Consider the following 17,123-nt stretch of genomic DNA (forward strand, 5'->3'; position numbering starts at 1 on the left):
GAACAAGCGCCAGAGGGAGGAGAGGGACGGGCAGGGGCCGGAGGCACCGATCGGACAGCGGCTCATGCCAACGTGACGTCCATGCCACCCTCGGCCAGAGATTCAAGGACTGCCGTGAAGAGGTCGTAGGGCTGGCCGTCCGGTGTGAGGGCGTGGGACAGGTGCTCGCGCGCGGTCGCGGCATCTCGCCAGAGCAAGGCGGCGGGGGCGGTGTAGCCGAAGGTGCCGCGCAGGCAATCGTCGAGGGCGGCGAGGCAGCCACCGAAGTAGCCGCCGGGGCCGTTGACCGCCTCGCCGAGCGCCAGATAGAGAGCTGGTTCGTCGGTGATGTACCGGCCGTCGAGTTCGTAGGCGTGGCCGGCCGGCCGGTCACGGTGGGATCGTCGACAGGCCCGCTCGCGCACAAGGTCATGCCAGGCCCCGCGGCGGCGGGTGTCGAGGCCGGCCCAGGCGTTCATGGCGGCCGGAGGTCCAGCGAGCCACCGCTCCCAGATCGGCCGAGCGTATTCGGGGACCGGTGTGAAGCGGCGTCCGTCGAGCTCGAGGTCGATCAGGTCCGGTCCGCAGGAGGATGGCCGCCAGGCGCTGATCGTGGCCCACAGCAGCCGATCGGTGAGCAGCTCGCCTCGGCCGTCCCGTATTTCCAGCGCAGTCTCCTCCAGATCCAGCGCCGGCCGGGTGCCCTTCGTCAATGCCGCCCTGAGCTGATCACTCTGGGCGAGCCCTCGCAGGACGATTGGTGCAGGCATCTGGTCGGGCGACAGGATGCGGGTGAATTCCCGGCAGGAGCCCAGCCAGCGATGCCCGTCGTGCACGCGAACGCGGCCCCTGTACCCCTCGGGCGGACCTTCGTAGTCGTCCAGGCCGGTGAGCACCAGACTGTCCGCTCCGGGGGCCGGCTCCAGGCTCTCCGCGTCCTCCAGCAGCCAGGCATCGAATGCCTCGTCCTCCGGCACCAGCCACACCCGGCTGCCGGCCCAAGCGGGCATGCCGGATGCCTCCGGAACCCAGCCGAACAGCTCGTACGTCTCGCGCTGGGATTCTCCGAACAGCCCCTCCACCTCGGCGCAGACGCCCCAGACATGGCCGTGCTCCGTATCGGTCAGCGCGTAGCGCGCGCTTCCACGCGCCTTCTCGTCTTCATGCACGGCGGAAATCATGCCGCGACCACGTTCGGACGACGAGGCCAGGGCCGCAGGTGCCTTTCCTGACTGACGGCGCACGTGTCGGTGCCAGTCGGAACGACTTGAGCTGTGTCAGTCCCACCAGAGGGAGCTCCTGCTGTCGTACCGGTCCAGTCCCTCCCAGAGTGGTCTCGTACCCCGTTTCACACTGACCAGGACCGCCTCGACGTGGACGCCGATGGGCTCGGGTGCGCTCTCCAGATGTGCACGGTGCGCTATATCGCTTGCGGCAGCTGGTCGGCGTCGCCCCGGAGCCGCTACCCGGACGCTTCCGGTGCTGGCGGGGAGCCTGCGGCTGGCGGACGCGGTGGTCACGTTCCTCGATACGATCGCGGTGACGAACACCCGCCTGCGGCCTGCGGTCCCGCTGGACCGGATGGTGCGCGGTTTCGGCGCGGACGCCATCGGCAGACTGTTGGGGGGACCGGACACGGTGAGCGAATCGTTCTTGCTCGTCTGCGACGACCTGCCGCACACAGTAGTTCTGACAGACTCTGGCCCCCGGGCCATTGAGGTCGTGAAGCTCCTTCACAGGCGGACCGGGCTGAGTCTGTGGCACTGCAAGTCCTTCGTCAGCCAGCTGCCCGCAGCCATCCTCGAGAACGTGCCAGAGGACGTCGCCACCGCCATGGTGGACGAACTCCGCGGAGCCGGTGCCGACGCTCACGCCCAAGTGAGTGAGTAGGCGCTCGGCACCCCCAGGCCGTTCATTCGGCTCAACCAGAGTCATGGTCTTTCAGCGCGTCGTCGCATGCTGATCGATGCGGTCGTCGTGGTCGCAGCGCCTGCCCCGGATCAAAGTGGCTTGGCTGGACACATACGACGTGCCGCCGGGTGAGATCGCCGTGGGCTTTGATGACGCCTTCTCCGCCTCTCGGCGCCTGGTCAATAGGGTCGGCTCAGTCGTGATGTGTGGCCCTCGCCGCAGCTGATCGACGACGTTTGAGGGGGAAGTCCCTGGACACCGTTCGCGCAAGAGCGCCAGCAACGGTTCAACCTCCCTCCGGCGCAGCCCTCTCGGCAGCCGTCGTGGGCCGGGGAAGACGCGGCGCGGGCCAGGCCGGCTCCCACGCCCAGGCCGCCCACCGCTGCGCCTGCGCGAACAGGCCGGTGCGGTCGGCGATCATCGCCAACACCTGGGCGCGGGCGGCGTCCACGGCCCGGTGCTCGGTGTCGGAGACGATGCCGAGCCGGCGCACATGGGCGTACTCGTCTTCGTCCTTCCACTCCCAGCGGGTGAGGTCGGGCGTGACCACCAGGTCCACGGTGAGGTCGAAGGTGTCGAACTCGGCCTCGGTGCGGCGGGCGGGGTGCTCGAAGTTGGCGTACCAGTTCCGCAGTCGGCGCCCGTCGCCTTCGGGGACGAAGGACGCGTTGACGCTGAACCTGGCAGCCGGAGGCTTCCACCGCAGCAGGTCGGTCTCCTGCCACACCGCTGCCGCGAGCTCCCACTCCCTCGCCGCCATCGCTTCGAACGCGTCGGTACGCACCGAACGGTCCCCGTCGTCGCGGGCCTTCGCGTACAGGGCGAGCCTCCGCGCCGGGCGCACAGGCGGTCACCAGCGCCTCGCTCGTGTCGGCGACGACCTGCAACGCCTGTTCGCTCCACACCCTTCCGGAACGATGCACGTCGCGCCGTACGACCGTCTGGCCCGTCTCGAAACCGCGCACCGCGTCCTCCTGCACCGGCCACGGCCGGGATGTCCGGACGGACTTGCCCACCTCAGCGCGCCCCGGCCGGGTGGGAAGGCCACCGTCCGGCACCCACTCCTGCTTCACCGCCCCTGGGGCGCGAGGCGGGGCGTCGAACGGTTCAGCCGTCCGGGCTCAGCCTCCGGTTGGTTCCGGACCGGCCGATGTCCAGGTCGAGGAGCGCGGCCAGTGGCGTGCCGCTGTTCCAGAAGCCGAGAAGGTCCACGTCTACGAGGACCAGGTCGTGGCGGGCGGCGAAGGCCCTGGCCTGCTTGGTGTACTTGCACGAGGCGACGAAGAGCGGGATGTCCGCTCCGTGTTCGCTGCGGGCGGTGCCGTTGAACTTCTGGAGGTCCGGGCTGCCGACGGTACGGTGCTTCGCGTAGCGCTTGCACTGCACCACGATTTTCCGGCCGTCCGGAAGCCGTCCCATCACGTCCGCTCCCAGGTCGTTCGCGCCGCCGACCCGGCGGACCTCTGTGCAGCCGTCTCGGCGGCACAGGTCCGCGACGTACTCCTCGAACTCGCGGTCGCCCATCCCCCAGACCGCTTCCATCGACCGTACGGCCTGGACCCGTGCCTGCTCCGCCAGCCGGACCTTCTCAGCCTCGGCCTCACGCCGCCCGGCACGCACCAGGACCCCGACCACGCCCCCTGCCCCCAGGACGGCTAACACCACCAGCACCACAGTGCCCGTTCCCATGCTCCGGCCCTCCCCCACGTCGCTGTCAGCCAGCAAACTCCCCAGCCACGCAGCGCTCTATCCCCGGGTCGGGGTATCGGGCAGTCAGATCGGCGGAACGGCGCCGTGATCGCACAAGCCACGCCGGGAGAATCGCTCCGTAGCGTGCCCCGTCAGCGAGCTTCCCCGCCTCAGCGGAACTCGTGGACCACCTGGATTTCGCCGACCATGTGGGCGTTGAACCCGTCCAGCTCCTCAGCCGGAACCCAGAGCTCGAGGATCGTCCGGCCACCCGCCTGCTGGATGGGATACCGGCTCAGGAACTCCGACTCGACCTCGAATCGGGTGACGAAGCCGACGCCATCGTGCTTCACGTTCCAGTCCCGCGCGATTCTGATCGCGTAGTCCTCGTTGAGGACCGGGTAGAAGATCGGCTGCTCGGGCAGCCGAGGCGGCCACGCACGCCAGTTCAGCTCCCGAACCAGATCCAGCTCCTTGGGGCCGGTGGGGCGCCACAGGGTCGTCGTCGCTTGCTGGCTGGTCATGTGCATCGCTCTCTGAACGTACGCCGCCGGCAGGGCGGGTCGGGTCGGGTCGGGTCGGGTCGGGTCGGGAGACCGGACGATACCGGCAGCACGAACTCAGCAGCTACGGAGATTCCCCACCTGGCCACCTCCTTGACCAGCAGTTACGGGACACCCTCACCGTGTCCCGAGTCAGCAGGCGGGTGCCGAGGTCCCGCCTCGCGGCTTCGGTGGCCGAATGGGCGTCGTCGAAGCCCGTCCAGTCGGTCTCGTGGACGGGGCTTCTCGAACACGGCGAGGTTCAGCGGCTCGTTCGGGTGGCCCGGCCACTCGTACGCTTATCGGACCACCGTCTCCAGGAGGGCGAGCGGCAGGGTGCAGTTCTCGGCGGGGAGGACTGCGTCGTACAAGTCCTTGGCCTGCAGGTACATGGCGCGCTCAGCCGCATGAGCTTCCAGGCCAAGGACAGCCCGATCGGGTGGGAATCGCGTAGTGGAGTACCTCTCCTGCATCTGGCTGCGGGAACCTCCAAACGCCTGAGGCGACTGCAGGAAATCGCGCTCGCCTTCGACGAGCGCCAGCGGAGCGAACTACGGGACGAGGACGCTCGAACCAGGATCGTGAAGCAGCAGCCCAAGTGGGCAGTGTGTCCCCGCCTGATGGCCCCGTCCGGGGCAGGTGCGATTCGCTGACGGTTCCGTTTCCGGGGCGTGCTGCTGGAAGTCGTGGCACTCCTGCTCGGGCTCGCGGCACTCCCCCCTGTGACCGGTCGGCGCGGTGCCGGCAGGACGGAGCGGCTGAGATGTCCGGTCGGCAGCAGTCAGGGTCGGCGGCGAGCGCGGAGGACCACGTCGTCGGCGTGGTGTGCGCCGGCGCCGCCGTCGGGGATGACTCGGGGGCGCACATCGTCGGTCTCGATCTCCCAGTCGTCGCCGAGGAGCGCGGCGACCATCGAGGGCCAGACGTAGTCGGCCGGGTCGAAGCCGCTGTCGTCCGGCTGCTGGCTGTCCATGCCGGCGTGGTGGACCAGGAGAAGTACGCCGCCGGGCGCGACAGCCTCGATGAGGGCTCGTTCGGCTGTCGCTTCGGGGGTGCGGAGCAGCGCCGGGTACTGGGCGGAGACCAGGTCGAAGGAGTTCGGGGGGAGGGCCGCCTGCGTCAATTCCGCGTGGATCCAGTGGACGTCGACGCCGGCGTCACGGGCGTGGCCGGCCGCCCGTTGCAGTGCCACGCCCGAGACCTCGAGCGCGGTCACCTCCCAGCCTGCCCGTGCGAGCCAGACGGCGTCCGCCCCCTCGCCGCAGCCGACGTCGAGGACCCGGCCGGGTGTGAGTCCGGCGGTCTCGGTCACCAGCGCGCCGTTGGGCCGACCGCTCCAGAGCTGTTGGCGTTCGGCGTAGCGGCTGTCCCACTCGGCACGTACGGCCGGGTCTCCCGCATAGGCGTCGTCGGTGGGCGATCCTGTCGCGCTGCTGTTCGTCATGCGCCCACCCTCGTCGAAGGCGAGTAGGCAGGGCCAGCATCTTTGCCGGTTCGGCAAGTGGGTGGTCTCCCCCGGCGTGAACGCGACCGCCGGCTCCAGGCTTCCGGGCCGGGTGCCCGTAGGCTCGCAACCGGCGACGACGGGAGAAACAGCATGTGGACATGGGCCCTGGACCGGGCCGGGGTCAGGGAGCCCCGCTTGCGGCGGGACTACACGGAACAGCGGCGGGCGGTGCGGAGGTTCGCGACGGCCGAGTACGCGGCCGCGCGACTCCTGCTCCCCGCCGCCCTGTTGCCGCACGTCGTGGCCGCCGTCGCGTTCATGCACGACACCGACGACCGGATCGACCGCGGGGCGGTCGATGAGCGGGCGGCCGCGCTCGTGGAGTGGGACGGCCTCGTACGGAAGGCTTTCGCCGAGGGTGACTCCGCCTTGCCCGTGCTGCGGTGTCTGGTGCGCACCGCCGAGCGCCACCCGGACGTGCGGGTCTACGTGGAGGGGTTCCTGCAGGGCTGCGAGCGTGAGGTCGCGTGGCGGGCCATCGCGGACGAGGAGGAGTTGGAGGAGTACGTACGGGAGTACTCGCTGCCCGCGCTGATGCTCACGGCCTGTCTCCTCGCGCCCGCAGACGCGTCGGCGCGGGCGGTGTTCACGGACGGCTGCCACCGGCTCATCCGCGCCATGCAGCGCATCGACTTCCTGGAAGACCTCGCCGAGGACGTGGCCGCGGGCAGGCCGGGCGTGCCCGCCGATGCGGTGGCACGCCACGGCGCGGACCTGAGCCGGCCCGGCGTGGCGCTGGACCGGCTTGTCAGCGAGCAGGCGGACCGGGCGGCCGCCGATCTGGCGGCGGCCGGCCCCCTCATGGGCGTGGTGGACGCTACGTACCGGCCCTTCGTGCGGGCCCTCGTGGGCGTTCAACGCCTCCGGCTCGACGCGGTACGGCGCGCAGGCGCGTCGCTGGCGGCGCGGGGCTCCGGTCCGTCGGCTCGGGCGGCCGTCGTCTTGCTGTTGCGGGAGGCGGTGGCGCGGGCGCGGCGGGTTCCGCGGGTTGGGTCCTGAGGGGGTGTCTCGTCGATCAGGGTGAGGGCGGAGGGCGGTGGTGTCTGGTGTCGTGGGGCGCGGGGCGGAGGGGGTGATCGCCTCTGGTGGGATTCCCTGTGCTTGCAGTCGGGAGAGGAGTTCTGTCTCCTGTTTCCGCGTGTGGGCCATGAATAGTGAGGTCCCCGAGTCCCCGGCGCTGAAGGCCAGTTGGTTTTCTCGTCAGGCTTCAGCGTGGGTTGTGTGAGGAGCCACATCCAGTAGCAGCTCGGACTGTGCGTCGTCGCGGACGGTCGGCGCGCCGGGAACGAGTGCCCTCTGCCACCGCCTCATGGGCCAGGGACAGTCGGTGTTCGTACCCACTGAGCACGGTGGGTGGCCAGGGATCGTCACCGTAGGCGTAGAGGTGGGCCGTGTCGATGCCGGGACGCAGTACGCGAATTGCCTCGCGGTGAAGGTGCGTGACGTGCGTGGGGGCTCAATCCACCTGTGAGTGTGAGTTCGCGGCTCAGGCCGCGATGGTAATTGATCAGATGGTTGGCCTGCCCACTTGCGGTTCTGCCGCTTCCGCGGTGGGTGGCTGGCGCCGCGAGCGGGAACCGCGGGCGGCGCACCCCGCCACCCGCCGCGACGGCCTGTCCGGTCAGCGGTCGAGTGCGGGCAGGTGGGCCAGGCCGGTTTCGAGCATGATGTGGCCGACTGTCTCCTCCAGGGAGCTGTCGGCGCCGATGACGGTCTCGAACCCGCCGGCCAGGAGATCGCGTGGCCGGTACCAGTCACGCAGTTGCGTCTCGTCCACGTCGTCGGCGATCGGCTTGGTCGCGTGCCGGCTCAGGGTTTCGTCGAACGGCACGTCCAAGTAGTACCCGTGGGTCACGCCCCTGTGGTCGGCACGGAGCCGGGCGAGCATCTCTCCGTAGTGGTCGGCGTAGAGAATGCCTTCCACCACGACATGGAACCCGGCACCCAAGGCGTACCGGGCCGTCAGATCGATCAGGCCGATGTTCGCCGCGCCGGGCCGGTCCCACTCGCGGAGCACGACACGGCGAAGGTTGTCCTGCCCCGCCAGCGCCAGACCACGCCCGAAGCTCCCCCGCAGACCGGCCGCGACTGACGACTTCCCCGACGCGCTGTTGCCACGCAACACCACCAGCCGCGACTCCTCGCTGCCCGCCATCACGGCTGCACCCTACCCACGACCCACGGCACGAACCGGAGCGCTCCCCGCCTCTGGACGGCCGTCCGCCCTACATTCGGCGGCAACATCATCACGACGGACATAGCCTCATACCGGCTGACCACCAGTCGAGCCCGCGCAGGACAGCAAACTGTCGGTCGAGAATCCCGATCGCGACGGGCCGACAGCCGATGGCCTACTCTTCGCGCAGGAATTCCCGCAGGTCAGCCGCTACAGCGGCCATTCCTTCACCGGCCTCGATCACGGTCGTCACGGTGCAGTTCCAGTCGCCGGGGAAGAAGCCGGATCGCAGAGTCCAGCCCAGATACACATGACCACCCGAGCCGAACGTCGCCGTCACGACCAGGCGGTTGTTGCCCCACACCCGCTCGCCCTCCCAACCACGAAAGTCGCGCGCGAGGCCATCGAAGAACTCGCTCATGTTGTCCCAGACCGTCACGGTCACGGTCTCAAGCCGTGCACGCACACCGTCGTCGATGGCCTCCACCGCGAAGGCGAACTCGTACTCATCCGCCCGCGACCTTTCAAACAACCGGACCGAGGGCGCCTGCGCCCCCGACCCACGAACGACGAGCTCGACCTGCCCTGAATCCACCTCGATCAGACTCACCCAGCGCAGCATACGGACGCTGCCAAGTCGACGTCACCACCGTCCCCGGGCGCCCGAGCCGCTGCTACCTCTCATCAACATTTCGAGGCTCCCATGGCCGCCTGGTGCGGCCGGCTCTCACCAACAAGCGCTCTTCGTTGCCACCTACGCAGCCATGCAGGAACAGCGCAATGCGGCCTCGACGACGCCTGACCCCCATCGCAGGCGATCCCGACATCCGGTCGTTGCCCCCTCGACGCCCCCTGACCAGTCGTCAGCAGGATGGGCCCGCCTCGGGTGTTTGACGCCGACATGGCCGGGCTCGGGCTGGCACGGGACCCGGCCGCCCGCCCAGACTGACCCCATGGAAACCACGGTGCCGGTAGACGGCGGCGAACTCTGGGCGGACGACACCGGAGGGGACGGGCTGCCGATGGTCCTGGTCCACCCCGGCGTCGGCGACTCCACGATCTGGGACCCGGTCCTGCCCGCGCTCGACCCACGGCGCCGGATCATCCGCTACGACGCCCGCGGCTACGGACGTTCACCCGCCCCCGACGTCGAATACTCGCCGACCGCAGACCTCAGGGCGGTGCTCGACCACTTCGGGCTCGCGCGGGCGGTCCTCGTCGCGTCCAGCATGGGCGGAGCCGCCTCCATCGCGCTGGCCCTGAACACCCCCGAGCGGGTGGCGGGCCTCGCGCTCCTCGTCCCCAGTGTCACCGGCTACGACAGTCCCGCCGACAGGCAGCTCTACCAGGACATCGGGGAGCTCGCGAAGACCGGCGACATGGAGGGCATCGTCCGGCTCGGTCTCAGCCGGTGGGGCCAGGCCGCAGGCGGCAGCCCCGAGACCGACCCTGTCGCGGCCGCCCACTTCAGAGCTGTGCTGCCCGCCTGGTTCGCCAACGTCGCCCACCAACAGACCGATCCCCCCGCCTTCGACCGCCTCGGCGAGATCACCACGCCCACAGTGCTCGCGCTGGGCGAACTGGACCGGCCCGAGGTCGTCCACTACAACGAGGAGATGGCCGAGCGGATCCCCCACTGCCGCCTGGTCCGCCTCGCCGACTCCGACCATTACCCCACACTGCGGGAGCCGGAGAACTGCGCCCGGCTGATCGAGGAGCTGTACACCGAAACACACTGACAGGCGTTGCGGGACCGCGAAGAAGGTGACGGGGACCGTACCCCGACGGGCGCGAGTACTCGCCAGCGGTACGGGGTACGGCGCGGGGTGTAGTGGGCGATGGGGGTCCCGCACGTCTGCGTGTACACACATACACACGGACGCGTCGGGCTCCGCCTTGTCCATGCTCACGCCCCAGCGGAGACTGATGGCGGTCCGCTCACCGACGTACAGGCAGCACACGTCAGCCAGCGGCGACCTCTCGCTCATCACCCTGACGGCCCGGCGCCTGACCCGAACCCCCAACATCCCAGAAAGGCTGCCGGACGGCGGTGACCTGCCGGCCAACTGTGTCAACCACTTGACACAGTTCAAACCTTTGGGCAATTGTGTCAGGTAGTTAATACACCTTGTGGGAGGGAAGGGGATCGGCATGCCTGCTGCCGCACAAATGGAAGGCACTTGGCGGGCGGGGCTGGATACCCCCGTTCGATGGGCCGGCGCGGCGACCGGACTGGCTGTCAACGCGGTGGTCACCTTCAGTCCTGAGCCTGATGTGGACCTGCTCTACGGATTTCCCGTGTTCGGTCTGTGTGTCATGGCCGGCGTTTTCGCGGCAGACGTCATCGCACGACCCAGACCTCGCTGGCAACGAGCGGCCGACGTGACTCCGCGTCGGATCCGGGACTACGCGCCCCGAGCCCTGACGGCCGCACTGGCCGCGCAGGCCGTCACCTTGCTCGTCCTGCTGATCGTCGCAGCCACGACGGCCTCGGCGGACTCCGACGGTCGTCCGGGGCGTGCTCTGTCCGTCACTTGTCCGGCGGGCACCTACCTGCTCTCACCCTGGCCCGGCCCCTACTACACCTGGCCGGTTCTCGGCGGTCTCGCCCTCGGAACCATCGCCTGCGCACTGCTCCTGCGCCGTGTCACCGTACGCTCCGGGGACGACGATCAACGCCGCGTCAACGCCCGGGCGGCTGTCGGTGGATGGGGAGTGCTGGTGAGCGCCCCTCTCTTCGCCGTTTCCCTGACGATGGGTGTCGGGATGCTGGGCGCGCCCTGCGGGGTCGCGGCGAACGGCGCGGTCCTCTTGGGACTGGCTGTCGCGGCGCTCGTCTCCGCGATGACCGCGGGTCACTGTCTTTGCGTCCTGTTGCTGCCGCAGGTCTACGTCCAGGCTCGGCCATGACGACCAAGGGCATCAACATCAGCGTCAACCACGCCTCCCCTGTCCCTCCGTACGAGCAACTCCGCGCACAGCTGGCTGATCTCATCTCGGTCGGCCGGCTGGGTCAGGGGGCCAGACTGCCGTCCGTACGCCAACTGGCCTCCGACCTCGGGCTGGCCAACAACACCGTGGTACGGGCCTACCGCGAACTCGAGGCCGCAGGCCTTGTCAGGAGCCGCCGAGGCTCCGGTACCCAGGTCATCGCTCCGTCGGCCACCACCGACATCAAGGCGAAGCTGGCGGAACACGCGAGCACCTACGCGGCTGCCGCCAGACAGCTCAACGCCACCCACGAGGAAGCCCTCGCCGCGATCCGGCACGCCCTCGCCAGTCTCGAGGGGCCGTGACGCGACAGCGACCGCCTTGTCCAACGTCCGCCGGTGAACGACGTCTGTCTCGGCTGCCAAGCGCCGCCATACCCTCAGCCGACGGAGTCAGGGAGATTGGCGTCGCCGGTGTCCGCCACCAGCTCCGCGAGCTGGAACAGGCACTCGAACTGCGAGAGCCGTCCGTGGACGCGAACGACGTAGGTCCGCTCTGAGCACTTGAAGATCTCCCGTCGCTTGACCTTCCACGCGTCACCCTCGTAGGTGTCCAGGATTCTCAGGAACGCAGCCATCGCGTCCTCCGGACTACCCGTCAGCTCTTCACGAATGGCAACGCGGTGCGACTCCGCAGGCGACCTGCCGACCGGGCTGACCAGGACTATCCACCGGGACGTAGGGCTCTCAAATCGCTATGGAGTGATCAGGACCTCGCTGGACTGATCGTTTCAGCCAGCAGTGGCGGCGATCAAACACATGGCGGGCGTTCGACGGCGGACGACAAACGACAAGCTCAGTCGTAGGAGAACACCTCAAGGTCCTCGATGGGCATGGTCCCGTGAGCCCCCGGTGCCGGTCGCACGCTGACGAGAGCTCGATGTCGATCCGCTCCACGTCGGTGCATTCCGCATCGAGGCCATGCGTCCGGGTGTTGTCGGCGCGGAAGGACATACGGCGAGGCCTTCCGCAGCGATGCTGGAGCAGCTCTGGGCTTGTCTGTATGGGGCTCGGGCGACGGAATCCGGTCGGACAAGGTCGGGGTCAACTCCCCCGCATTGCCGTTTGGTTGATGTCGGGGCTGTGCAGGATGTGGGGGCCCGCGCCGGCCTGGGTGGTGACGGTGAGCATGGCGAGGCCGATGTTCTCGGTCGTCGTGACGTACCGCGGCGCGACGCGCCTCAGGAGCGGGTAGAGGAGGGACAGCAGGGGGTAGAGCCGGCGGTAGCCGGGGGTCCGGGACTGTTCGCCGTGGGAGGCGAGGATGAAGCCGGGCCGGAACATGTAGGCGTGGAACGGCATCGCGAGAAGTTCGTTCTCGGTGCGGCCCTTGACCCGGGCCCACATACTGCGGCCGCGCTCGGTGCTGTCGGTGCCCTCGCCGGAGACGTAGACGAAGGTCAGCCCGGGATCGGCGGGCAGTGCCCGGGCGGCGGCGAGGGTGTAGTCGTGGGTGATCGTGCGGTATTCGTCCTCGCGTTTGCCGGCGGAGGTGACGCCCAGGCAGAAGAAGCACGCGTCGATGTCCGCGAACTGGTCGGCCACGTCGGTGAAATCGGTGAAGTCCTTGTGGACGAGCGTACGCAGCTTGGGATGTTCGGTCTCGAGCGGTCCTCGGACCACGGCGGTCACGCTGGTCACCCGGTCGTCGAGCAGGCACGCGCGCAGGACGCCCTGACCGACCATGCCGGTCGCACCGAAAAGGAGCACGTTCATCGGGGGTCTCTCCATCGTGGGGGGCTGGGGTGGTGTTGCGGCGGGGGGATTCAGGTGGAACCGGGAGGTTGGTGTCAGGCCGCGAGGAGGGGGAGGCGGGCGCCGGTGAGGTGTTCGGCCTGGGTCCAGAGGCGGGTGTTGGTGGCGGTGTCGCGGGCGCGCTTGGTGGTCCTGGCCGGGCCGGTCGGTCCGACGAGGCCGAAGCGCTTGCTGGGGCCGTAGTAGCCGGCGGGTTCGGCGTCGGGGCTGGTCGCGGCGTAGAGGAGCGGCTCGGCTCCCTGTTCGACACCCTGGGAGGGCAGGAGGTACGCGGCCTCGAACAGTGATCGCCTCGGCTTGTCGCGGCCCAGGCTCGGACCGGAACTCTGGAGGTTGGTGCGGGTGAACCCGGGGTGCGCGGCGGTGCTGAGCAGATTCCAGCCCTGCTCGGCGGCGATCACGGCGAGCTGCCGGGTCAGGATGAGGTCGGCGAGCTTGGACTGCGCGTAGGACAGGTTCGGGCGGTAGCGGCGGCGCTCCCACTGCAGGTCGTCGAAGTCGATGCGCCCGTAGTTTGCGGTGCCGCTGCTCATGGTCGCGACCCGGGGCGCGTCGGCGGCGAGCAAAACGGGCAGCAGGCGGACGGTGAGCGCGAACGGGCCGAGGAAGTTGCTGCCGAACTGCAGCTCGAAGCCGTCGGCGGTGGTCATACGGGTGGGCGGCGCCATCACTCCCGCGTTGTTGACCAGCACGTCGAGCGGGGTGCCGTCGGCGATCATCCGGTCGGCGAAGTCCTGGACCGAGGACAGATCGGCCAGGTCGACCCGGCGGACCTCGAGGTTCGCGGCGGGGTGCCGGGCCAGGATCTCGGCGCGCGCCGCCTCGCCCTTGGCGGGGGTGCGGACGGCCATCACGACGCGGGCACCGGCGGCGGCGAGGCGCCGGGTCGCCTCCTTGCCGGTGCCGCTGTTGGCGCCGGTGACGACGACGAGCTTGCCCGTCTGGTCGGGAACGTCGTAGTCGTACATGAGGACTCCTCGGATCGAATTTAAGAGACTGTCGGTCTCTTGCAATTCCAAGCTAGCAGACCCCCGGTCTGTTAACAAGAGACCGGGGGTCTGTAGGATGTGTCGTATGACGAACTTCCAGCGCGCGCGCAGCGACGAGCAGCGGGAGATGCGCCGCCGGGCCATCCTGGACACCGCCGCGGCGATGCTGACCGAGATGCCGGTGAACCAGCTCAGCCTCAACGAGCTCAGCCGGCGCGTGGGCCTGGCCAAGTCGAACGTCCTGCGCTACTTCGAGTCACGCGAGGCGATCCTGCTCGTACTCCTCGACGTCGCCCTGCGCGCCTGGCTGGAGAAACTCGACACCGAACTCGACGCCGCGATCGACACCGGCGCGCCCGCGGACGCACGCGCCACCCAGGTGGCCGACACGATCGCCGGCTCGCTCGCGGAGCAGCCGGTACTGTGCGACCTCGTCAGCGCCCAGGCCGCCGTCCTGGAACGCAACGTCTCCCCACAGGTCGCCGCCCAGTACAAGCACGCCGCGCTCGCCGGCGTCGCCACCATGACCGCACTCGTACGCCGCCACCTCCCCGAACTCGACGAAACGGCCGCGTTCCGGTTCACGGCCGCCGCCGTCATGGTCACCGGCGCGGTCTGGACCCACGCCCGGCCCTCCGCCGCGATGCTCGCCGCCTACGCCGCCGACCCCCAACTCGCCGCCCTGCGCATGGACTTCGCCCCGACCCTGCGCGACCTGCTCGACGTACTCCTGGCCGGACTGCTCACCGGCGCCCCGCACTGACACGACAGGGCGCGGCCATCACTACTCGCGCTGTCGCCAGCCGCGCCGTCGCCACCGTCCGGCACGCGCCCCGCCGGGGCGGCTAAGGGGTCGCCGCTCAGCCTTGCCCTTACGGGACGTCGGGTGGCGGTCGGCGTCAGCGGCCGCCGAAGAGGTCGGGCAGCCGCGACGGCATCAGCGCCATTCGGTCGAAGCCGACGAAGCAGCCCTCCCCCACGGGCGACTGGACCCCGATCCCGACCCGGAAGCGGACGCCTGGCTCACCAGGGAAGGCGAACTGGCGCGCCAGACGCCAGGAATGACCGTCGAGCGACACGTGGAAGGCGAAGGCGCCGTCGACGCGGCTGACGCGCAGCCATACCGAACCGCGGTCAAGGGGCCACCCCACCGCGTCGTCCGCGTGACGACGGAGTACAGGGTGGGCTGGCCGTCGGGCGACAGTTCGAAGTTGAGTTTGGCCCACAGGTCAGGCCCCGCCCAGACGATCAGGGCGCCCGCGTCCCACGGCGCCCGGAAGTCCACCCGGACCCGGGCGGAGAACTGCCAGTCGCCCGGAGGCGGATCCAGCAGTGCACGAGCCGCGTCGTCACGGACCTCGCCGGTCAGGGGGTTGGTGAAGATGTCGGTGCCCGCACCCGCCTCCACGGTCAGGGCCTCGCCGTCGAGTGCGAGGGCGGCGGGGCGGACCGCCCAGGTCGACGTGTTCGCCAGGGTGGATTCCAAGGTCATGGCGTTCACCCTGCCGACGCCGGTCCGCCCGCTCAACACACTTCGACGAAGATCCAAGAGGCGGCTGCGGAAGTCCACGTACCGCCGACCGGGCACGGGCGCGCTGCACCGGGCCCGCCGGCCATCCACCGGGGCCCGAACCCGTCAGGGGGCATGGGGCCGGGGTCGTGGGGGCTGGTCGAGCGCAGCGCCCGAGGAGACACCCGTTGCCGAAGAGGGCCGGTCGGGGTGCCGTGCGTGTGACTGGCGGCGCGGGCGGATGCCCTGTTCGACTCCGCGTAACGCGGCCGCCGCACGGCGTCGGGCCGGTACGCGCCTCCTTGCGGGCCTTGGCTCGGGACGCCAGGCACACCGGCGTGGGTACGCGGCCTGGCGCTCCAGGACCACCCGGGGCCGGACCGGCATCGCCGGTCTTCGTCGCGCGCCGGCAGGCTTCCCTTTCCACCCGCGCGGCCGACGGCCGCCCGGCGCCCGGCCTGTCCCACCCGGGGCGCCCGCTGGGCGACCGCCGCTCCGGGTGAGTACCGCGTTCGGCGGGGCGGCAACCGGAAGCCCGCGGCGGCGCCAGGGGCAGGACCTGCGACTTCTGCCGCGACGACGACATCGCCTGCGCCGCCGCACCGCCAGGACGGCGACGCCGCTTGAAACGGGATGGCCCGAACCGGGGAGGTCCCTGTGCGGGCCCTCCGTGTGCGAGAGGACCGGGCGGGCGCCTCGCCCCCGCAGGCTCGGGTGAGAGTGCGCGGCGGCGGGGGTGGAATCGGGTCCGCCCCGGGGGTTGCACATATGAGGGAATCGTTCAACAATCCTTCACAGTATGCGAGTTACCGAGTGATGGTTCCACGTCTGCGGCAGTCGACCGGAGAAGAGGGGAATGTCATGGGGGATCTGCGAGAGGGCGCGCGCTTCGGTGTGTGGGCCGTTGGCGGGATCGTCGGTCTGGCGGTCGTCTACGTGATCGGTGTGTTCGTCTTCGGGGGTGCGGGCTGGATCACCGCGCCGTTCCGGGGCGAGGTGGAAGAGCGGGAGAACACCGTCGGGTCGGGCACGTTCCGGCTGACCACCTACGAGGAGTTCTTCGGCCTGTGCGAGGCCGTACAGAACGCCGAGGGAACGATCCGGGTGCTCCAGCAGGAACGCGGGGCGGCTACGCCCACGCGCAAGAGCCAGATCGACCAGTCGATCACCGCGCTGCGGGCCAGCCGGATCGAGTCGGTCAACGAGTACAACTCCAAGGCCGCCCAGGAACACCGAACGCCGTTCCTCGACAAGGGCCTGCCGCACCGGCTCGACGCCGACGCCGAGAAGACGACCTGCACCAACTGACACCGGGAAGGAGACAACCGACCATGCACACGATCACACGCGTCGTCGTAGCCGCCCTCTCGGCGCTCGCCCTCGGCACCGGACTCACTGCCTGCACCGCGTCCAGCCAGGACAAGGAGACCAAGGCCAAACAGGACAACTACGACCAGCTCGTGGCGCAGCAGCCGGCAGGCCGCATGGAGTACTCCCCCACCCGCGAGGCCATCAACCAGTGGCTCGAGACCTGGGGCAAGCGCGGCAAGCTCAGTTACGTGTACATCCAGAACGCCAAGGGCGAGTACGGGTACTTCGTCATGAAGGGCCTCCCGGTCCCCCGCTGCAAGATGCTCACACCGACCGAGAGACTCGAGGACACCTCCGACGGCAAGGCGGTCCTGCCGCAGCCCGGAATGGACGGCACGTACTCGACCGGCTCCACCTGCAACGCCTACTACGGATTCGACGCCACCACCGGCGCCTACATGGAGTTCACCGTGGGCACCAACCAATCCTTCTTCCTCTTCGACCAGCCCATGACGATGCCGGAGTACGCGAGCGCCACACAGCTGGGCCCGACCTCGGTGAAGGACGTCCCGAAGCAGCCCTGAGCCCGTGTGCCGCTCCGTATGTCCACGATCACGCCCCCACCCCACGTGGGACGGTGTCGGTCACGGACATGGTGTTCGCGTCGCCGCGTGCGGATGGCGACGCGAACGCTTCGTGGGGAGCCTGCCGGGGAGGAGACCGCCGCCTACGGCCACTGTCAGAACGCGGTCCGCATCATCAGC

Annotated in this window: 18 protein-coding genes and 1 pseudogene; 8 read left to right on the top strand and 11 right to left on the bottom strand. The window is 69.6% G+C overall.

All coding sequences use genetic code 11. The features are described 5' to 3' along the window. Positions 1-62: 62 nt before the first annotated feature. Positions 63-1,160 carry a barstar family protein gene (locus ACWCO8_RS22315; protein ID WP_451033692.1) on the bottom strand — a complete coding sequence of 366 codons (1,098 nt, stop codon included), beginning with the start codon at positions 1,158-1,160 and terminating at the stop codon, positions 63-65. A gap of 298 nt (positions 1,161-1,458) precedes the next feature. On the opposite strand from ACWCO8_RS22315, the gene ACWCO8_RS22320 reads away from it, so the two are divergent. Next, the gene (locus ACWCO8_RS22320; RefSeq protein WP_451033693.1) at positions 1,459-1,869 is read left to right on the top strand and encodes a ribosomal protein L7/L12; all 411 of its coding nucleotides are present in this window, start codon (positions 1,459-1,461) and stop codon (positions 1,867-1,869) included. A 307-nt stretch (positions 1,870-2,176) separates the two neighbouring features. On the opposite strand, the gene ACWCO8_RS22325 is transcribed toward ACWCO8_RS22320, so the two are convergent. From ACWCO8_RS22325 to ACWCO8_RS22340, 4 genes are all read right to left on the bottom strand, one after another. Next, positions 2,177-2,734, bottom strand: a complete 558-nt coding sequence (locus ACWCO8_RS22325) for a DUF402 domain-containing protein (protein ID WP_451033694.1) — start codon at positions 2,732-2,734, stop codon at positions 2,177-2,179. Between the two features lie 263 nt (positions 2,735-2,997). After that, positions 2,998-3,579 (bottom strand): restriction endonuclease, encoded by a 582-nt coding sequence (locus tag ACWCO8_RS22330; RefSeq protein WP_451033695.1) that lies wholly within the window; start codon positions 3,577-3,579, stop codon positions 2,998-3,000. Between the two features lie 170 nt (positions 3,580-3,749). Next, a complete protein-coding gene (locus tag ACWCO8_RS22335; RefSeq protein WP_451033696.1) occupies positions 3,750-4,109 on the bottom strand; it encodes a hypothetical protein in 360 nt (119 codons plus the stop codon). Between the two features lie 793 nt (positions 4,110-4,902). Next, positions 4,903-5,565 (bottom strand): class I SAM-dependent methyltransferase, encoded by a 663-nt coding sequence (locus ACWCO8_RS22340; RefSeq protein ID WP_451033697.1) that lies wholly within the window; start codon positions 5,563-5,565, stop codon positions 4,903-4,905. A 153-nt stretch (positions 5,566-5,718) separates the two neighbouring features. Here ACWCO8_RS22340 and ACWCO8_RS22345 point away from each other — a divergent pair, with 153 nt between their 5' ends. Next, positions 5,719-6,627: a squalene/phytoene synthase family protein gene (locus ACWCO8_RS22345; protein ID WP_451033698.1), complete on the top strand. Its 909-nt coding sequence runs from the start codon at positions 5,719-5,721 to the stop codon at positions 6,625-6,627. Between the two features lie 622 nt (positions 6,628-7,249). On the opposite strand, the gene ACWCO8_RS22350 is transcribed toward ACWCO8_RS22345, so the two are convergent. Beyond that, the gene (locus ACWCO8_RS22350; RefSeq protein ID WP_451033699.1) at positions 7,250-7,783 is read right to left on the bottom strand and encodes a kinase; all 534 of its coding nucleotides are present in this window, start codon (positions 7,781-7,783) and stop codon (positions 7,250-7,252) included. Positions 7,784-7,979: 196 nt separating this feature from the next. Beyond that, positions 7,980-8,414 (bottom strand): DUF6228 family protein, encoded by a 435-nt coding sequence (locus ACWCO8_RS22355; protein WP_451033700.1) that lies wholly within the window; start codon positions 8,412-8,414, stop codon positions 7,980-7,982. Positions 8,415-8,757: 343 nt separating this feature from the next. Between ACWCO8_RS22355 and ACWCO8_RS22360 the strand changes: the two genes are divergently transcribed. The 3 genes from ACWCO8_RS22360 (at position 8,758) to ACWCO8_RS22370 (ending at position 11,100) form a co-directional block, all read left to right on the top strand. After that, positions 8,758-9,543 carry an alpha/beta fold hydrolase gene (locus tag ACWCO8_RS22360; protein ID WP_451033701.1) on the top strand — a complete coding sequence of 262 codons (786 nt, stop codon included), beginning with the start codon at positions 8,758-8,760 and terminating at the stop codon, positions 9,541-9,543. A gap of 412 nt (positions 9,544-9,955) precedes the next feature. Further along, the gene (locus ACWCO8_RS22365) at positions 9,956-10,714 is read left to right on the top strand and encodes a hypothetical protein (protein WP_451033702.1); all 759 of its coding nucleotides are present in this window, start codon (positions 9,956-9,958) and stop codon (positions 10,712-10,714) included. Then, positions 10,711-11,100, top strand: a complete 390-nt coding sequence (locus ACWCO8_RS22370) for a GntR family transcriptional regulator (protein WP_451033703.1) — start codon at positions 10,711-10,713, stop codon at positions 11,098-11,100. The genes ACWCO8_RS22365 and ACWCO8_RS22370 overlap by 4 nt, the downstream gene beginning before the upstream one ends. A gap of 74 nt (positions 11,101-11,174) precedes the next feature. Here ACWCO8_RS22370 and ACWCO8_RS22375 read toward each other — a convergent pair whose 3' ends face one another. From ACWCO8_RS22375 to ACWCO8_RS22385, 3 genes are all read right to left on the bottom strand, one after another. Next, positions 11,175-11,372: a hypothetical protein gene (locus tag ACWCO8_RS22375; protein WP_451033704.1), complete on the bottom strand. Its 198-nt coding sequence runs from the start codon at positions 11,370-11,372 to the stop codon at positions 11,175-11,177. A 466-nt stretch (positions 11,373-11,838) separates the two neighbouring features. Next, positions 11,839-12,510, bottom strand: coding sequence for an NAD(P)H-binding protein (locus tag ACWCO8_RS22380; protein WP_451033705.1), 672 nt, complete (start codon positions 12,508-12,510; stop codon positions 11,839-11,841). A gap of 74 nt (positions 12,511-12,584) precedes the next feature. Further along, positions 12,585-13,517, bottom strand: coding sequence for an SDR family oxidoreductase (locus ACWCO8_RS22385; RefSeq protein ID WP_451033706.1), 933 nt, complete (start codon positions 13,515-13,517; stop codon positions 12,585-12,587). A gap of 106 nt (positions 13,518-13,623) precedes the next feature. Between ACWCO8_RS22385 and ACWCO8_RS22390 the strand changes: the two genes are divergently transcribed. Next, positions 13,624-14,301 carry a TetR family transcriptional regulator gene (locus ACWCO8_RS22390; protein ID WP_451033707.1) on the top strand — a complete coding sequence of 226 codons (678 nt, stop codon included), beginning with the start codon at positions 13,624-13,626 and terminating at the stop codon, positions 14,299-14,301. Between the two features lie 136 nt (positions 14,302-14,437). Here ACWCO8_RS22390 and ACWCO8_RS22395 read toward each other — a convergent pair. Continuing rightward, positions 14,438-15,030, bottom strand: a pseudogene (locus ACWCO8_RS22395) (DUF1349 domain-containing protein). Positions 15,031-15,909: 879 nt separating this feature from the next. Here ACWCO8_RS22395 and ACWCO8_RS22400 point away from each other — a divergent pair. Then, a complete protein-coding gene (locus ACWCO8_RS22400; protein WP_451033708.1) occupies positions 15,910-16,356 on the top strand; it encodes a hypothetical protein in 447 nt (148 codons plus the stop codon). A gap of 23 nt (positions 16,357-16,379) precedes the next feature. Then, a complete protein-coding gene (locus tag ACWCO8_RS22405) occupies positions 16,380-16,943 on the top strand; it encodes a hypothetical protein (protein WP_451033709.1) in 564 nt (187 codons plus the stop codon). Positions 16,944-17,123: the final 180 nt, after the last annotated feature.

It is taken from the genome of Streptomyces sp. NPDC001927 (assembly GCF_053594455.1).

What these genes read in the sequence shown, in the direction of transcription:
- ACWCO8_RS22315 (WP_451033692.1), bottom strand. Translation starts at nt 1,160, where the DNA reads ATGATTTCCGCCGTGCATGAAGACGAGAAGGCGCGTGGAAGCGCGCGC.
- ACWCO8_RS22330 (WP_451033695.1), bottom strand. Translation starts at nt 3,579, where the DNA reads ATGGGAACGGGCACTGTGGTGCTGGTGGTGTTAGCCGTCCTGGGGGCA.
- ACWCO8_RS22335 (WP_451033696.1), bottom strand. Translation starts at nt 4,109, where the DNA reads ATGCACATGACCAGCCAGCAAGCGACGACGACCCTGTGGCGCCCCACC.
- ACWCO8_RS22340 (WP_451033697.1), bottom strand. Translation starts at nt 5,565, where the DNA reads ATGACGAACAGCAGCGCGACAGGATCGCCCACCGACGACGCCTATGCG.
- ACWCO8_RS22345 (WP_451033698.1), top strand. Translation starts at nt 5,719, where the DNA reads ATGTGGACATGGGCCCTGGACCGGGCCGGGGTCAGGGAGCCCCGCTTG.
- ACWCO8_RS22350 (WP_451033699.1), bottom strand. Translation starts at nt 7,783, where the DNA reads ATGGCGGGCAGCGAGGAGTCGCGGCTGGTGGTGTTGCGTGGCAACAGC.
- ACWCO8_RS22360 (WP_451033701.1), top strand. Translation starts at nt 8,758, where the DNA reads ATGGAAACCACGGTGCCGGTAGACGGCGGCGAACTCTGGGCGGACGAC.
- ACWCO8_RS22365 (WP_451033702.1), top strand. Translation starts at nt 9,956, where the DNA reads ATGCCTGCTGCCGCACAAATGGAAGGCACTTGGCGGGCGGGGCTGGAT.
- ACWCO8_RS22370 (WP_451033703.1), top strand. Translation starts at nt 10,711, where the DNA reads ATGACGACCAAGGGCATCAACATCAGCGTCAACCACGCCTCCCCTGTC.
- ACWCO8_RS22375 (WP_451033704.1), bottom strand. Translation starts at nt 11,372, where the DNA reads ATGGCTGCGTTCCTGAGAATCCTGGACACCTACGAGGGTGACGCGTGG.
- ACWCO8_RS22380 (WP_451033705.1), bottom strand. Translation starts at nt 12,510, where the DNA reads ATGAACGTGCTCCTTTTCGGTGCGACCGGCATGGTCGGTCAGGGCGTC.
- ACWCO8_RS22385 (WP_451033706.1), bottom strand. Translation starts at nt 13,517, where the DNA reads ATGTACGACTACGACGTTCCCGACCAGACGGGCAAGCTCGTCGTCGTC.
- ACWCO8_RS22390 (WP_451033707.1), top strand. Translation starts at nt 13,624, where the DNA reads ATGACGAACTTCCAGCGCGCGCGCAGCGACGAGCAGCGGGAGATGCGC.
- ACWCO8_RS22400 (WP_451033708.1), top strand. Translation starts at nt 15,910, where the DNA reads ATGGGGGATCTGCGAGAGGGCGCGCGCTTCGGTGTGTGGGCCGTTGGC.
- ACWCO8_RS22405 (WP_451033709.1), top strand. Translation starts at nt 16,380, where the DNA reads ATGCACACGATCACACGCGTCGTCGTAGCCGCCCTCTCGGCGCTCGCC.